Annotated in this window: 13 protein-coding genes and 4 pseudogenes; 13 read left to right on the forward strand and 4 right to left on the reverse strand. The window is 58.4% G+C overall.

What is annotated here, in order from left to right:
• The first annotated feature begins 77 nt into the window (after nucleotides 1–77).
• The 12 genes and pseudogenes from MME58_RS13390 to MME58_RS13450 all read left to right on the forward strand — a co-directional run bounded on the left by MME58_RS13390 (nucleotide 78) and on the right by MME58_RS13450 (nucleotide 12,904).
• On the forward strand, nucleotides 78–1,145 hold the full coding sequence (locus MME58_RS13390; protein ID WP_055006294.1) for a hypothetical protein: 1,068 nt from the start codon (nucleotides 78–80) through the stop codon (nucleotides 1,143–1,145).
• Nucleotides 1,146–1,358: 213 nt separating this feature from the next.
• A pseudogene (locus MME58_RS13395) lies at nucleotides 1,359–2,308 on the forward strand (LysR family transcriptional regulator).
• A 237-nt stretch (nucleotides 2,309–2,545) separates the two neighbouring features.
• A pseudogene (locus tag MME58_RS27465) lies at nucleotides 2,546–3,560 on the forward strand (ABC transporter ATP-binding protein).
• Between the two features lie 51 nt (nucleotides 3,561–3,611).
• Nucleotides 3,612–3,833 (forward strand): annotated as a pseudogene (locus tag MME58_RS13410) (ABC transporter substrate-binding protein); the annotation flags it as partial.
• A gap of 5 nt (nucleotides 3,834–3,838) precedes the next feature.
• Entirely contained in the window at nucleotides 3,839–5,734 is a 1,896-nt protein-coding gene (locus MME58_RS13415) for a PEP/pyruvate-binding domain-containing protein (protein WP_055006292.1), read from the forward strand.
• Nucleotides 5,731–6,909, forward strand: coding sequence for a hypothetical protein (locus MME58_RS13420; RefSeq protein WP_055006291.1), 1,179 nt, complete (start codon nucleotides 5,731–5,733; stop codon nucleotides 6,907–6,909). The genes MME58_RS13415 and MME58_RS13420 overlap by 4 nt, the downstream gene beginning before the upstream one ends.
• A 24-nt stretch (nucleotides 6,910–6,933) precedes the next feature.
• On the forward strand, nucleotides 6,934–8,070 hold the full coding sequence (locus MME58_RS13425) for a hypothetical protein (RefSeq protein ID WP_055006340.1): 1,137 nt from the start codon (nucleotides 6,934–6,936) through the stop codon (nucleotides 8,068–8,070).
• Nucleotides 8,067–9,113, forward strand: a complete 1,047-nt coding sequence (locus tag MME58_RS13430) for a hypothetical protein (protein WP_054984163.1) — start codon at nucleotides 8,067–8,069, stop codon at nucleotides 9,111–9,113. The genes MME58_RS13425 and MME58_RS13430 overlap by 4 nt, the downstream gene beginning before the upstream one ends.
• A gap of 12 nt (nucleotides 9,114–9,125) precedes the next feature.
• Entirely contained in the window at nucleotides 9,126–9,713 is a 588-nt protein-coding gene (locus MME58_RS13435) for a hypothetical protein (protein WP_055006290.1), read from the forward strand.
• Nucleotides 9,710–11,293, forward strand: a complete 1,584-nt coding sequence (locus MME58_RS13440; RefSeq protein ID WP_055006289.1) for an alkaline phosphatase family protein — start codon at nucleotides 9,710–9,712, stop codon at nucleotides 11,291–11,293. The genes MME58_RS13435 and MME58_RS13440 overlap by 4 nt, the downstream gene beginning before the upstream one ends.
• A 44-nt stretch (nucleotides 11,294–11,337) precedes the next feature.
• A complete protein-coding gene (locus MME58_RS13445; RefSeq protein ID WP_054984176.1) occupies nucleotides 11,338–12,135 on the forward strand; it encodes an HAD-IIA family hydrolase in 798 nt (265 codons plus the stop codon).
• A 28-nt stretch (nucleotides 12,136–12,163) separates the two neighbouring features.
• Nucleotides 12,164–12,904, forward strand: a complete 741-nt coding sequence (locus tag MME58_RS13450; RefSeq protein WP_055006288.1) for a GntR family transcriptional regulator — start codon at nucleotides 12,164–12,166, stop codon at nucleotides 12,902–12,904.
• 40 nt (nucleotides 12,905–12,944) lie between these two features.
• Here MME58_RS13450 and MME58_RS13455 read toward each other — a convergent pair.
• A pseudogene (locus MME58_RS13455) lies at nucleotides 12,945–13,835 on the reverse strand (LysR family transcriptional regulator).
• A 101-nt stretch (nucleotides 13,836–13,936) separates the two neighbouring features.
• Between MME58_RS13455 and MME58_RS13460 the strand changes: the two are divergent.
• Nucleotides 13,937–14,350 (forward strand): (R)-mandelonitrile lyase, encoded by a 414-nt coding sequence (locus MME58_RS13460; protein WP_055006287.1) that lies wholly within the window; start codon nucleotides 13,937–13,939, stop codon nucleotides 14,348–14,350.
• Here MME58_RS13460 and MME58_RS13465 read toward each other — a convergent pair.
• The 3 genes from MME58_RS13465 to MME58_RS13475 form a co-directional block, all read right to left on the reverse strand.
• Nucleotides 14,323–14,628, reverse strand: a complete 306-nt coding sequence (locus MME58_RS13465) for an SDR family oxidoreductase (RefSeq protein WP_082427495.1) — start codon at nucleotides 14,626–14,628, stop codon at nucleotides 14,323–14,325. The genes MME58_RS13460 and MME58_RS13465 overlap by 28 nt on opposite strands.
• 81 nt (nucleotides 14,629–14,709) lie before the next feature.
• A complete protein-coding gene (dhaL, locus tag MME58_RS13470; RefSeq protein WP_054984168.1) occupies nucleotides 14,710–15,366 on the reverse strand; it encodes a dihydroxyacetone kinase subunit DhaL in 657 nt (218 codons plus the stop codon).
• A gap of 3 nt (nucleotides 15,367–15,369) precedes the next feature.
• Complete coding sequence (locus MME58_RS13475) at nucleotides 15,370–16,371, reverse strand: dihydroxyacetone kinase subunit DhaK (protein ID WP_054984169.1); 1,002 nt, start codon at nucleotides 16,369–16,371, stop codon at nucleotides 15,370–15,372.
• Nucleotides 16,372–16,407 lie beyond the last annotated feature (36 nt).

Here is a 16,407-nt window from a genome sequence, read left to right on the forward strand (position 1 = left end):
CTGAATCTACCTGGATCGGGTTGTGGCGGAGTACAGGCAATGGCAAAATGCTTCTTGTTTTTAACTGAGTGAATGAAATGGATTTCGCTATCCTTGCCTTGCTAATAATGGTTCCTGCCGTTTTTGTAATTGCATTGTTCTGGTCACAACATTATGAAATTGACGAGTCCGGAAACAAACGACTCAAGCCTGTCACGACGCTTTTCGAACTGAATGCCATGACAGGTGCGTCGAATCAAAAGCTTTTATGGATGTCGATTGTCATCCCGTTTTTGTACTTTCTTGAGTTTGGTTTTCTGGCATGGTGGGGCTCCACGCCGGACTATTCCGCTAAGGGGTTTGTAGAGTTTTTGAGAATAAGTAGTCTTCCCTTGGGTTTGTTATCGCTCTGCCTTCCCTTGTCATTGCTGGTGCTCAGGCTGCACTCGACAAAGCAGACAGCAGAGCAGATCAACATCACTCGGGTTAAAAATAATGCCGATGCATTTTACGCACACAGGAAGGCAATGATTGAATACTTTGCCTTGTTTCCGGAAAAAAAATACACCGGAGAGTTGATCGGTCGTTTTGAGGCGCATCCTAGCTTGCACATGCATTTTTTTAGCACGTCCAGTACGCAAAGGGGTGTTGAGCCCATCAACAACGAAAAAAAGAACAGCTGCATTCAGCTTCTGAATGAAATTAAAGAAAACCTGATGGCTTTTATGAATGTCAACAATGATATTGCTGTTCGTAAAGGTGCGCTGATTAAAGCGTGTGATTATGTCTATGTACTGGGTGACATGCTTTTTCTGAGTATTATTTCAGAGCAGATAAAAAGCGGAAGCTCTTCACGCGTTGTGCTGGGATTGCCAGGCAATAGTAACAATAAAACCATTACCTTTGTCGGCAAAACTCGGCTATCGTTAATTGCTGCGTTTTTTTATGAGATTGATTATGTTGAAATTCTCTTTAATTTTTCAGGGATTCCTTATGATTTTTCCAGGCTAAGAGATATGCCTTTTCATATAAAAAATGATTATGTGCACGCGTCGAGGCCGTACTATGGAGACTATAAGACCGTCATTGAGCATTTGGACAGTGAGAGCGCGGTGACGAGCAAGATTCGCGAAGAGGAAGAACGGCGGGCTCCGAGTGCTGTCTGACTGCTCGGCTTTTCATGCACTGGGCGTTATGAATGAGCAGTATTGCCCGCTGCCAGTTTTGCGGGTTTTTGGACGGAAGACAAATTAGAGTGTCAGGGTGTCATAATCAAGGCCTATGGGCCGCTACTGTATACACGTTAGCGCCTTGAGCTCGCCGGGGGCGCGCGTCGTAATACTCGTCCCAAACGTCTATGTATCGATCAAGGCATGCTTATGGATTTGCGTCAGCTCGAAGCCTTCGCGGCAGTCATGTCGGCAGGCAGTGTCACTGCTGCCGGGAAAATGCTCGGCCGTTCTCAGCCATCGGTCACACGGGCGATTCAGGAGCTTGAGCAGGAACTGGGTTTTGCGTTGTTCGAGCGCAGCGGGCCGAAGGTCACGCCCACCCACAAGGCGTTCATGATGTATGGCGAAGTGGAGAGCGCGCTGCTGGGCGTTCTAACATCCGTCAGCGTGCGCAACATATTGCGCACGAAGAAAACCACCAGATCAAGCTGGTGGCGATCTCGGCCCTGGCGGCGGGCCTGCTGCCGACGGCCCTGTCACGCTTGCCTGAGCACCTGAGCCCCCAGCAAATCCAGTTGCAGAGCATGTCTCCGGAGCATGTGGTTCAAGCCGTGCTGTCGAAAACCATGGATCTGGGTGCCGTAAGCCTGCCGCTGGAACATCGCGGCCTGGATATTCACTGGATCGGGGAGGCGGCTTGCGTGGCGGTCTTGCCCGCTGACTCGGAGCTGGCCACTTATGACGTGTTGTCAATGGAACTGCTGCGTCAGCAGACCCTGATCACCATGGCCAATCCTTATCGCTTTCGTCGGCGCATAGACAAGGCTTTTCAGGATGTCGGGGGGCCGCCGCCGCGCATGCTCGATACCAATACGTCGCTGATTGCCATGCAGATGGCCAAGGTCGGGCTGGGCATTGCGCTGGTCGATCCTTTCACGGCCATCGGCGTACCGCTGCAGGGCGTGGTGGTCAGGCCGATTGCGTGCAACATTCCTTTTTTCTTCGGTCTGATTTCAGCCTTCGCCCACCCGTTGTCCGATGTAGCAGCGGCGCTCGTCGATGAGATCGCCACCTGCGCAAAAGTCCTGCTGCCGGAGATGATCATGCACGAGGCCAGCGCTCACGATGCACTGTTGCAGAGCATTTACGCTGAGTAAGCGAGCAGTGGGCCTGGACTAGGCCCCTCCGTATGCAATTGCGCCAGCGCGCACGGCTGGAGCAGACACTGCCTTGCGCGCTAATGCCTATACGGCCCGGCTTGTGTGACGTTCCCCGTCAACGGGCTACGCCATCATGCGCACTCAGAATGCTTCCATAAATGTGCACGCAGGACCCCCTGTCTCACGAGGCGAGACCAGGCCAGACAGTTCGCTGTTTTCACCCGGAAGCCGCCGATGCACAGTAATCAGATTCCCCTTATCGAGCTGAGTCAGGTCAGCAAGACCTTCGGTAAACCGGTGGATGGGCACTCCCTTCAAGGGCTGTTGCAGCGATTGCATCTGACCCGTCCGAAACCCGTGACCCATGCAGTGGATCGCGTCGATCTGCGCATCATGCGCGGCGAAGTGGTCGGCCTGGTGGGTGAATCAGGCTGCGGTAAATCGACATTGGGACGCATGGTTGCCGGGCTGCTGCCAGTCTCGTCGGGCAACGCATGGGTAGACGGTAAACCGCTTGACAGCCTGACACCGCAGGAGCGCAAGGCGCTGCGCCTGAAGGTGCAGATGATTTTCCAGGACCCATCATCGAGTCTCAACCCGCGCCTGCGGGTCGACCGTTATTGTTGGCGAAGGCGCGCTGTTGCACGGCCTGACCGACCGCAAAGGCGCGGACGATTACGTCAGTGCCCAGTTGCAACGGGCCGGGCTCAGCCCGCAGATGCGTCAGCGCTATCCCCATCAGTTCAGCGGCGGACAACGCCAGCGCATCGGTATTGCCCGTGCGCTGGCAGTGCAGCCGGAACTGCTGGTGTGCGATGAATCGGTGGCGGCGCTGGATGTGTCGATTCAGGCACAGATTCTCAACCTGTTCATGGACCTGCGTGACGAGCTGGGGCTGACCTACCTGTTTATCAGCCACGATCTTGGCGTGGTCGAGCACCTCTGCGACCGTGTCGTCGTGATGTACCTGGGCCGTGTGGTCGAGACAGCATCGGTGGATGACCTGTTTGCGCGTGGCAATCATCCCTATACCCAGGCTTTACTGGCGCAGATCCCGCGCTTCGATATTCGCAGTACCCGCTATGACGCGATCAAAGGGGAAATCCCCAGTCCGCTGAACCCGCCCGCCGGGTGTCATTTCCACCCTCGCTGCCCACACGCCATGGCGCGTTGCCGCGAGGAAGCTCCAGCGCTGAGGGAGGTTTCGTCGAACCACCGGAGCGCGTGTCATCTGAACGACCAAAACTGAACGAGCGCCTGAAGCTCGTCACCCTCTGCCATTGCGTACAAGGAATCACCCATGAAACCACTCGTTCGTTCGTTGCTGGCGTCGGCCCTCGTTCTGGCCGCCGGCAGTGTCTCGGCGCAAGACCTGCGTATCGGTTACGCCGATCCGGTCTCGTCGCTCGATCCTCAGCTCAACAACTATGCCGGCGACCGCTCGGTAGCGCTGCATGCCTTTGAGTCGCTGGTCAGCCGCCGCGATGACAAGACCCTGCCGGGTCTGGCAAAAAGCTGGAGGCCGTCGTGTCCAGTAAATACTCGACTTTGAAACACCTTGCCGGTGATCTGCCGGTGCCCGCCCTGAGCGCTCTGCAGGATGCAGATTACCGCGTGTTATGGCAGGACTTCGCAAGCCGCAAACAGGCCATTGAGGACACGTTGAAAACCGTGCGGATCACCGCCGGTGCCTTCCTTGACGAGCACATGGACAGAATCGCCCGGCTGGCCGAGTTCGAATGGAGTGACGCTGCCGACAGCCATCTTCAGATGTTGCTCGGGCAGGCCGGTTTTGACGCCGGCAACGAACTTGCCGTGCGGTCTTCGGCGAATATCGAGGATGGCAACCAGCACAGTTTCGCCGGAATTTTCAGCACTCATCTGTCGGTCAAGGGGTTGCCAGCGCTCAAGGCAGCGATTCTGGATGTCTGGCGCTCCGGAGTTTCGCGTCAGGCCATCCTAGAACGCTTGCGAGCATCGATGCTGGAAACACCGGTCGAGATGACGGTGATCATGCAGCGCATGGTCAAGGCGCGCTTCGCAGGCGTTGCGTTCAGCCACGATCCACTGAGCGGTGAGGCGGTTACGCTGATTGAAACGGTCGCATCGCTGGGTGAAGCGATGGTGTCCGGAGTGGAGAAGGGCATGTCGGCGCGGATCGGTGCCCGACAACTGCTGGACTGTGACCCGGCGCTGGAACCACACACGACCTTGCTGCTGGAGGTGGCCGCGCTGGCCTCCAGAGCATCTGCGGCGCTGGGCATGCCTGCCGACATCGAATGGGCAGTGGATGAACGGCAACTCTGGCTGCTTCAGGCAAGACCCGTCACCAGTCTGCGGGAAGCGCGCAGCCTGGAACCGCTGCTGGAGTGGACTGAACTGTACCTTGCCAGTGACGATGCACTCACGGACTTCCGCCCATTGCCTGCCTTTGCGCAGTATTTTCGAAGCAAGCGCCGTCCACTGGCTTTATTCGCGCAAAGCCATGACGTTTCGGCAGGCCAGGCATTGCTGATAAAGGCCAATCGCCAAGGCCTGCTCGAATCGGCCATGAGCCAGGCACTGTTGGACAGGCTCAAAACCGATCAAGTGGTACTGGACTTCTCCGACCAGGTTCGCCAGCAGATCATCGAGCGGGGCGCAGTGCGTGAACGACTGCTTGAACTCAGTGACGAGCGCGTGGTGTGTTTCGTGCTGCGCGAGTTTCTGAAGGGTGAAACCGGGCTCATCACTCAGGCATGTGATGACGGCTCGACGACCTGCGAATGGTCATCGGAAGGCTTGCTGGCGATCAATCGCGGCATTGCCGGCACTCAACGCGCGCGCCTGGCCACCAACGACCCGAATGGCCCTGCCGATGCGCAACAACTGCACAGCATCACCCACGCGGCTGGCGAACTGCTGGGCTCGGTGCAACTGGAATGGGTAAGGGCAGGGCAGCAGTTGCATCTGATCGATTTTTCGCCGCTGTCGACGTTCGTTCAGGTGCAGGACGCCACGGAAATCCGTCTGATTTCTCCAGGTTATGCCGACGGACCGGTGGTGCTGGTCACGGCGGGGCGGCAGTTGGAGGAGCTGAGTATTTCGGCCACTGTGTCGATCAATTCGATCCCTTCATCCAGCTCGCTGGGCACTGAACTGGAAGAGCTTGAGCGGCAACTGCGGGTTCACGACGGACAGGCAATCGTGGTCTCGCCGCGCCCTTATGCTGCCCTGGCGGCATTGCTGCCGTTCGCGCGCGGATTTGTCTTCGAGCAGGCGTCCATGCTTTGCCACCTTTCGATTCTGTTGCGCGAACACGGCATTCCTGCGGTGGAGTCCGAAGCGCTGTATCAGCAGGGGCTTGCCGGACAACGGATCACTTTCAGCCAGAGCCCCAAGGCGCTGCCTCACACTGTCAACGAGATACGGGAACTGCAATGACTACGGATATTTCACTGTTGTTTTTCGATCCACACACTCTCAACGGCAGCCTCGACTCCGCGCTGGTTTCCATTGTCGACACAGAAGCTGCGCGAGCCCGCCACTCGGACAATGGTCTGTTTATCCCCAGCGGCACGCTGCATGCGCAGTGGCTTTCCAATGCCCATCACACCCATGTGCCGATGCCCATGAAGGACTTCGACTTTCAGGTCTTCAATGCCGGGCAACGCAAGCGCACTCAGGACAGCCGTTCGCGCATGCATATGCTGGATCCGACACTCAATCGTCGACCGTCCGATCAGGCGTTGATGGCAACCCTGGCGGTGGTGCATCACCTCGATAAATGCAGCGTCTATCACTACATCCACGAGGGCGAAGCCGGTGCCTTGTTTCTGCATCTGATGGATGTCGAACCGGTTGAACGTGCTTCCTGGAGGGCGTGGCAACGTCTGGCCAGGTCCGCTGCTGCGCGTGTGGCCGTTTCGCAACCGATGCTTAGCGACGACTGCTGGTACGTGCGCTGGCGTCCGGAAATGGAACTGGAACGTAAATTCACCTCGTTTCAGATACCTGACATGTGGCAGTTGTCCACCGCGATGCACAAGGCGTTCGGAGAGGGAGCTTTCAAGGATCTGGTGTTGGAAATCGACCGTGATTTTCAAACCTACGATTATGAGTCGCATATCTTCGAGGTGACTGGCGACCCCCGCGAAACCGGGTACATCTCGTTCATTCCCCAAGCCGACGGGCTGATGGCGGTCAAGCGCAAATGGTTTCTCGAGAACGCGGAATTGCGCCGCGAGGACTTCAACACCGATCAACCGGTCGCGTTTGCCGATATCGAAACTCACGCCCGCTCGATGACTTCGGCAAACCTGCGTCGGCTCAAGCCGTTCCGACGCACGCGGATCGACATCAATTTCGAATCGCTGAGGACCGGTAATGGTTTTGGGGCGTATTTCGATGTTTGCCGCATGGTTGACGGGAGTGCGGAGTTCGCTCAGGTCGAAGTCGAATATTGCCGCAGCAGGACTTTGCACACACTGCGTGAGGTGGAGGAGGACTTTGAAGCCGTATCCAATGTGATGCGTGATTTTCTGGCGGAGCGACGCCTGCCGTTTCAACAGGATCTCTATTCGAAACTCGACTTTGCCCGTCAGGCGAGTCGGCTCTGAACTCACATTGCCGGGGAGATGACCATGCCGCAATCCACGATCACGCAGACGGCTATTGTGTTTGGTAGCTGGAAAATTCGCCATCAGGAGCCGTTCGGCAGCGATGACTACCGGTTGTATGCCGTTGCTACGGACATGGCTTTGCTGGGGGATCTGACCGCCGTCGCCGACCTGCGAGGCCGCCACCGGGTACTGGCACGCTGGGATGCCGACGGGGCGATGCTTCTGGAGGCATCGCACGGCGCGCTGGGCGATGAACGCTGTGACAACCTGTCCGGTGCCGCCATCCCGCTGGCGATCATTCGCTTGCAGGCGGACCAGGTGCATATCAGCCACTTGCTCAATCGCATTGATGTGCATCGTTCGCTTTTTGTACAGCCGCCGCTTGAAATCGAGCAGCCTGCCGTCCCGCAAAACCTGTTGATCGCGCTGCGTAATGCCTTCGAGCGCAACCATTTGGCGATCAACAATTGGGAATGTCGCTACGCCACCAGTGGGCAGACCTACGTCGAGTCCTTCGAGCTGACGCCTGACTGCCATGCCCGAATGCTCGGCGAAGCTTGGTTCGACGCAAGTTTCAGCCCGGAAATAGCGCCGTTCACCAGTCAGTGCGGTGACGAATTTCAGGTCTGGGACCATCAGGTAACCGCCGCCAAGGCGGAAGACGGTGGTTATGTATGGGTCGAGCACTGCAGCCGCAAACGCAAACTGGCGGTCAATGAACCCATCGTACAGCTGTTTCGCAGCGCGCCGGGCAATCTGTCCGGCACCGTAAAGCACTTGTCGCTGGGCTCACCGACGCTGGAGGCCATGGCCATGAACATTGATAGCACGTTGCAGGCGCTTGGCGAGTACCGACGTTATGCGTTCAGTGCCCCGTGTGAATCCGTGGACAGCGGCAACCTCTTCGCGATCACCTTCGAGACCTGCACGCCGCTCGATTCGCAGGCGGGAAGTACGACGCGCGGTGAGGTACGTTTTCTCAAGTGCCGGGGCGCAATAGACCCTCAGTCGATCAATGCCGATCTGCGCAGGCTGATGGAGCGCCTGCAGACATTTCTGAGCCTGCGTCGCCAGGAGTGCTGGCCCCTGACTGACCGTTTTGCCTTCCTGCATTCGCCATCGCCCTTCATCGCAACCCCGGAGAGCCTGCACTCATGAGCCGTTATCTTTGCAATGGACGCTATCGCTTCGAGCTGGACGATCGAACCTCCGGCTCGGCACTGGCCCAGCGGCTGCGGGTGTTCCTCACGCCTTACTTTGCCGAGGTGGACGACGACGGCCAGACAGCCGTCGACCTGAGGGTGCGTCTACACGACAGCGCCGCGTTCAACCCGGAGTGGATGGACTTGTGCATAACGCCTGACATCATCCGCGAAACATACGCCCCCGGTTTTACCCTGCGGGTCTTGCGCGGCCATGACCAGCAGACGGGGCTGGACTATGCCTGGGACGCCGATACACGGGTCGGTTACCGGATTGACCGGGCGCGTCACACGGTTGATTTTCATGGCGACGAAAATGCATTCATCCACTTGATCGAGCTGGTGCGTTATTACGGGCTGCTGGTCGAACAGGCCAAAGGCAGTGTGATCATGCATGCGTCGGCGGTGGTCGGGCCGGACGGCGGAATTGTTGCCATTGGCGGTGCGAAGGGGGCCGGCAAGACTACCACCATGCTCGACCTGGTACTGTCCGATGAATACCTGTACTTTTCCGGGGACAAGCTGTTGCTGGACAATCTCGACGGTCGGATTCGCGCCCGCGGCTGGCCGGATTACCCGCATGTCGGTGTAGGCACATTACGTACACATCCGGAACTGGCAAAGCGACTCGATCTGGCCGCGGTGGCCGATGATCTGTCGATTGCGCATACCGAAAAACGCCTGTGCAAACCTGAAGCCATGCGTGCCGCACTCAAGGCCAGTCCGGAAGGCTGTGGCTGGCTGGAGACCGTCATACTGCCCAACGTGTCGGCGCGGGGCAAATTGCAGGTCCATGCAATGGACCGCGATGCAATTCTGGAACACATTCACTCCCCCACGCTCTTCGAGTGGCCGCATCGTTTCGTTACCTCGACCTGGCACGGCCTGCTGGATGCCGGTTCGCTGACCGACAGCATACCGCCGCAAATCGTCCGTGGGCTGCTCGGAGTACAGTGGCAAAGCCGTGTGGGCGTGGCGCGTGAGTTGATCAGCGCCTGATAAGGAGATCCTATGAACCACACTATCCAATTGCGTCTGGCGCTTGTGGCCCCCAGCGGTTCCGGTAAGAGTACAACCGCCCGGTTACTGCGTGAGTATTTCGAAGCGGCCGGGTTGTCGGTAGAGCTCGTCAAGCTCGCCCAGCCCCTGTACGAGTTACAAGGCATGTTCTACGAGCAGGCCGGAGTGGAAGTGACGAGCGGCAGCCAGAATCAGCGTTTGCTGGAGTGCATCGCACGCGAGCTGAGGGATCTGGGCAGCCAGTCGCTGGTCACAAACTTTGCCCGACGACTCACCCGGTCCTGCGCTCAGGTTGTCATCAATGACGACCTGCGCGACGACACTGTTGACTGGCCGTACCTTCAGACGCAAGGCTTCCAAGTGATCAAGGTGCTTGCCGATTCATCCGTGAGACAAGCGCGTCTTGGTCAGCGAGGCGATATCAGTGTGGTGGAAAACAGCGCACTGGATCTGCAGATGCGCCGGATCGAAGCGGATTATGTACTGCCCAACAGCGGTTCGCTTGAGCAGTTGAGGCGGCGTGTTGCTGTGGTGGCCCGCTGGGCGGTGGACGACTCTCAACGCCGGATCGCTTCATGAAGGGCGCTGATCCATTGGTATGGCTGTTGATCGACGGCCTGTCGTGGGAGTTGGTCAAGCGTTACCGGGCACGACAGCCTGGACTGCTCTCGGCGCAATGGCCGTGTTACCCCTTGCTGCCACTGTCGCCCAATTGCCAGACTCCGCCATCGCTGTTTTCGATCTTCAGCGGCGTGGCAGCCAGCGAGCACGGTCTGACGGGCTATCTCATCCCTGCACCAACGCCGCAGGACTGCCTGGCGGTCGCGGATGCCTTTCAGGTCTGGCCCCGTCACATCGATATGGTCTGGGATGAGTGGGCGCGCCAGGGCATAACGTTCCGCCTGTGTGCCGTGCCCTTTGTCCAGCCTGACAGGCTGGGGCACGCCTTGCTTGGGCAAAGCTCTGTGTATCAGGGGTTTTCGCTACGTCCCGAGGTCATCGAAAACGGTGGCTGCCTGCGTACCGAGGCGCTCGATGTGATTGCCAGGGTCAGTGTTCAACAGGACGGTGCGGTGCTCGACTGGCCCGATGACCAAGGCCGTCCCGAGTACCGGTTGCCGCTGGGCAGCACGGTGCACGTGCCATTGTCGGGACAGGCCCCGGGTAATGTGTGCAGGGCGATTGCAATGCGCGCGGTGCATATCGAAGAGCGCGTCTGTGTGATCAGTTTCGGTTATCGGGAGGTCCAGGCGCTTGATCTGCAGGGCGACGCAGGCAAGGCCTACGTGGCCAATGACCTGACGGTGCTGTATCGCACCGGAGAGCTGGGCAAGCGGCTGGATGAGGGCGGGCAGGGTGCTGCGGAATGGTTGCTGCTGGAGCTGATGCGAGAGATGCATGAAAGCTTTTGCGAAGACATTGTCGGCGCAGTCAGAGCCGGTGACGCACAGCGGGTCATTGGTTATTACCCGGTGGTGGATCTGTTGTCACATCATTTGCTCAAATACCTCGCGCCAGGCTGGGCCAGCGAACGGATGCAAGAGGTTGGGCAGCGCTTGTTCGACGAGATATCGGGGTGGGTCGATGAGCTGATCCTGCGCTGCGTCGATGCGGCGGGTCGCGAGTTACGCTGCATTGCTCATTCGGATCACGGCATGGCACCGGTCCATCACGACCTTTGCCCCAATACTTTTTTCGAGCAGCAGGGCTGGCTGGTCTACGACTCGTCAGGCACGCCGGATATGCGAAAAAGCGCGGCAGTCTTTCATCCGGCCGACAACGGTCTGGTGCTGTTCAATTCGGCGCGACTTGCGCTGTCCGGACACGACCCTGGCTCAGTGACCGACGCCTGGCGCAAAAGCCTGGCGCAGCCGTTTCAGGATCAGTGGACGATGTTCCAGTGCGCCGACGTGCAGGTCTTTCCCGACGGCTGGACGGGCGGTTGCTACTGGCAGTCCCCACGAGGCACCCGGCTGCTGGCCGCTCGCTCAGAATACGCCGTTCGCCTCAGCCGAAAAGGGGGCGACCACACGGTATGTGCCACTGACCCTTGGTTGCGTGGCGTATTGCTGGACGCCAGCAGCACGCCGTTGCCACGTCCTGCCGACGCTGAGGTGCCACTGCCCGCGATTCGCCAATGGCTGACAGCCACATCCTGATACCTGACTCGATAATTTCAGCCACAGGGAGCTTATCCATGCCCATGCGCTTCGACAGCCTGCTTTTAGATATCGACGGCACACTCATGCTCAAGGGACAGCCTCTACCGGGCGCAGCCGATGCATTGAGCTTCGCGCGTTCCCAGGGTTTAAGGCTGCAATTGCTGACCAATACCACGGCAAAGATGCCGGAGGCGCTGGCAGAGGAGCTTTGCCACGCCGGAATAGAGGTCGTCCCGGACGAAATTCAGACCGCTACCACGGCGTGTCTGGGATATTTGCAGCAACACCCTGACCTCAAGTGCCATCTGCTGGTCCCCGATTCGATGCGGGCGGCGTTCAGTGGCATCGTTACAGACGACACGAACCCGGATGTAGTCGTCATCAGCGATATCGGCGAAGCCTTCGATTACGCCACGTTGAATCGCTGTTTCCGTATGTTGCGAGGCGGTGCTCGTCTCATTGCATTGCAAAAAAACCTGTTCTGGTTTGATCGTGACGGTGAGCGCCTCGATTGCGGTGCCTTCATCGTCGGGCTTGAAGCCGCAGCGCGGGTAAAGGCTCTGGTCATGGGCAAGCCGTCGTCGATGTTCTTCGAGGCTGCCTTGCGCAAAATCAATACCTGCGCCAGCCGCACTCTGGTAGTAGGCGATGACGTTCTGACTGACTGCGCAGGGGCAAAAGCCGTCGGGGCCAGCAGCCTGCTGGTGCGTACCGGAAAATATGATCCGACGCTGTTTGAGGCCCATCGGCAAAACGTGGATGCGGTGATTGAAGGTATTGCAGATTTTCCACGCTGGTGGATGTCCGGCAGTGCTGCAGATCAGTTGCGCCAAGGTTAAGTAACCGGATTACAAGGACGAATCATCAATGCAGACAGCATGTGCGAAAAAGTCGAAAGAACGCCCGGAGAACATGTCCGAGCGGATTTATGCCCGAATCAAAGAAGACATTTCCGAGTTTCGCTTGTTACCAGGCGAACGATTTACCGAGGGTGAGGTGGCCGAACGTGTTCAGGCCAGCCGTACTCCGGTCAGGCAGGCACTGTTCCGGCTGGAGCAGGAAGGGTATGTGGAGGTTTATTACCGAAGCGGCTGGCAGGTGCGGCCGTTCGACCCTCGTCACTTCGAAGAACTGTATGACGTTCGTGTGGTGCTCGAGCTGGCGGCGCTCGCCAGGCTGGGTTTGATGGACTTGAGCGTCGAGCCGTTGATCGACGAGCTCATAAGCACATGGCTGGTGCCGAAAAAAGACCGATTGAGGGACACCGATATCCTCGCAGGGCTGGGCGAACGGTTCCATTGCGCGTTGGTCGAGGCGGTGGGTAACCGGGAAATGGCCAGGCTGCATTACGAGATCACCGAGAAGACCAGGACCATCCGGCGTCTCGAATTCAGCACCTCCAGAATCGATGCAACGTACGAAGAGCATGGCAGCATTCTCAAGGCCCTCCTGCAACGTCGACCGCGACAGGCCCAGCAATTGCTGGAAGCGCATGTTGAACTCAACAAGGAGGAGGCGCGCAGAGCCACCCAGCATGTGCTGCGTCGCGCACGTCATTATGCCGAGAAGAACGGCGAGCCCGTCAGGTCGCGTGCGCATGCGCAGTGATTGATCGTTGCCGAGCCGCACGTTTCGATCGTTTTATCAATCACCTGTAACGCAACGCTTCCAGTAGCAGGGCAAACGCAGGCGATGCCTGGCGTCTGCTCGGGTAATAGAGATGGAAGCCGGCAAAGGTCGGTGACCAGTCTTCCAGCACCTGAATCAGACGTCCGGCTTCGATAGGTTAGGCAACCAGATCGTGCGGGATGTAACTCAACCCGAAACCGTCGAGCGCCGCGTCCAGAAGCGGATAGACACCATTGAACGTGACCTGGCCTGTAACTCGCACATTGAGGGTTTCGCCGTCTTTGGCGAACTCCCAGGCATACAGGCCGCCATTGGTAGGCAGGCGCAGATTATTGCAGCGGTGCGCGGTAAGGTCTCTGGGCGTCTCGGGTTTCGTGCGGTTTTCGAAGTAGGCTGGAGAGCCGACCACTGACAGGCGCATGTCCGGGCCTATGCGGGTCGCTATCATTCCGTCCGCGACAGCTTCACCCAGTCGCACGCCCGCATCGAACCCTTCGGCGGCGATGTCGACGAAGCTGTAGTCGCAACACACCTCAACACTGATGTCCGGGTATTTGTGCAAAAAGTTCTTGAGTACTGGGTGAATGATGAGGTCCAGCGAGTGATCCATCGCGTTGATGCGAATCTTTCCGGCAGGGGTGTCGCGCAGGTCGCTCAGTCCTGCCAGCTCGATTTCGATTTCATCGAAATGCGGGCCTACTTTCTGGATCAGGCGTTCGCCAGCCTCCGTGGGCGATACGCTGCGCGTGGTACGTGTCAGCAGGCGCAGTCCAAGGCGCGCTTCAAGGCCGCAAACGGTGTGACTCAGTGCGGATTGTGAAACACCCAGTCTGGCAGCTGCCTTGGTAAAGCTTCGCTCTTTGGCGACTGCAAAAAAGGCAAGCAGGTCGGCAGCGTTTTCCCGAAGCATTGATGAGTCCCGTCGATAAGTATTCTCGGATTCTAGCGGATAGTCGCAGTATTTCTCGGCCGGTAGATTGAAGTGCCTTCTAACAGCGCTCAAGGATCCCCATGATCGTCATCAACTCCAGCGGTTCACAGCCTTCAGCCAGCGGCCCCATCGATTACTTCAGCGGCGTCGTGCGTGTCGACGCGCCATTCAAGGGCTCGCAAGACGCGAGAATAAGCGGAGCTACGGTGACGTTCGAACCGGGAGCCCGCACTGCCTGGCACACCCATCCCTTGGGGCAGACGCTGATCGTCACGGCAGGTGCCGGGCTGGTGCAGGAACAAGGCCAGCCGGTTCGCATGATCAAGCCCGGCGATACCGTGTGGATTGCGCCCGACGTCAAGCATTGGCATGGTGCAACCGCTACGACGGCCATGACCCACATCGCCATTGCCGAAGCGCTGGAAGGCGAGGTGGTTGACTGGATGGAAAAGGTCTCGGATGGCGACTACCACGCGGCCAATAACGGCGAGTAACTATTCCGCGGCCAGATCGCCGTACCGGTACGGGCCGTTACGCCGCCGTCCATCAAGAAGTCGCTGCCGGTGATGAACGAGCCTTCCGGGCCCAGCAACAGGGCAGCCAGAGCCCCCACTTGGTCACGTGTCTGCCCGCGCTGACAGGGCGGGCAATGGCTTGCTTTATGGAGCCTGCACCGATGACTACGGTGATTTTTTCGGATTTTACATGAACAGTTTCCAGGTGAAACTCGAGCGAATCCGCGTAAACAGATCCGCTGTGATGTCCGGATCACCTTATAGGTCTGTCATTTAGCCAACAATGGGGCGTTATCGGGATAGTCTCATGAATGATTTTCATGAGTGATGGCCTTTGCTCACGTCAGCCGCGCCTGCACCGAATCCGCCAGTTGCGTCAATATCAGGCAGCACGATACCGCGCCTGCATCCAGTACGCCGAGTGACCGTTCGCCCAGACGACTGGCTCGGCCTATCTTCGCGACTAGATCACGGGTGGAATCGCGCCCTTGTGATGCAGCGTTTTTCATCGCATCGAGGGCTGCGCCGAATGATTCACCTCGGGCGTGGGCATGCTCGAAGGCTTCTACGGCTGGAATCAGGGTGTCCATCAGACACTTGTCGCCGACACTGGCTTCGGTGATGTCCTGCAATGAAGCAAGCCCGCCGCGCAGCAGGTTGGCGAAGGTAGCGGCGTTGATCTGCTCACTGCTACGCACCCGATCGGCCATGCCGATAAACAGGCTTCCGTACAGCGGCCCCATGGAGCCACCGATGCCTTCCATGAGGCTGAGGGTCAGTTCATCCAGAGCTTCTGCAAGGCTCAATTGGCGGCCTTCGATGGTCCGGCCGCAATGCGCGAAACCCTTGGCCATGTTGATACCGTGGTCGCCGTCACCAATCGCGCCATCAACCGCGCTGAGGTATTCGCGGTTGGCGACAATCACGCTCACCAGATCGGCAACGATGGCCGTGCCATGTCGGGTAGAGAATTGCTCTGAGAAAGGCTGGTTCATGGTTCACTCCGCCTGTGTCAGGCCGATGGAACGGCAAGGGTGGTCGATCAGGGTTTTCAGTTCGGCATCCAGGCCCAGCACGGTCAGGGTTACGCCCATCATTTCCAGCGACGTGAAGTAATTGCCGACGTAGCAGCGATGGACCTTCAAATCCCGCGCCTCGAGCAGGCGCTCCACTTCGGCGTAGAAAATGTACAGCTCCATGACCGGTGTCGCTCCAAGGCCGGAAACCAGCACGACAACGCTGTCGTCGGCGCTGAAATCCCTGTCGGCGAGAATCGGCGTCAGCATGCGTTCTGCCATCGCCGCTGCGGACTCGATCGCAACGACCTCGATCCCCGGTTCGCCGTGGTGGCCAATGCCCAGCTCCATTTTGCCGTCCGGGATCTGAAAGTTTGGCTTGCCGACTGCGGCAATGGTGCAGGGCGTCAGACCAACTCCGATGGAGCGGCACTGGTCCACGGCTTTTTGCGCAACACGTATCACGCCATCCAGATCGTAACCTTGTGCGGCCGCCGCGCCACCGACCTTCCACATGAAAATTTCCCCGGCCACACCACGCCGCTTGGCAATGTCGGATCTGGGCGCGGAGGCCACATCGTCATTGGCAACCACGGTCCGGACTTGCAGGTCTTTGCTGGCAGCCATTTTCATTGCCAGCTTCACATTCATGTTGTCGCCCGCATAATTGCCGTACAGGCAGGCGATTCCAGCCCCATGATCCGCCGCACGGAAGGCGTCGAAGAAACTTTTCGCGGTGGGCGAGGAGAAAATCTCGCCCACCGCAACGGCGTCCACCAGACCGGGGCCGACGTAGCCAAGAAAGGCTGGCTCGTGGCCCGATCCTCCCCCCGTGACGATACCGACGGAACCCTGCACGGACGGCCGGGTTTTACTGATGACCCGCGGGTTGCCGGCACTCTGCGAGAGTTCGGGGTGCGCAACCAGAATGCCGCGCAGCATGTCCTCGACCACTTGGTCCGGATCGTTTATCACTCGATTCATAACGCGATTTCCTGTGTTCTTTTTATAAGGATCGGG

Origin of the sequence: Pseudomonas syringae pv. tagetis, from assembly GCF_022557255.1 — a bacterium.
GTDB lineage: Bacteria > Pseudomonadota > Gammaproteobacteria > Pseudomonadales > Pseudomonadaceae > Aquipseudomonas > Aquipseudomonas caricapapayae.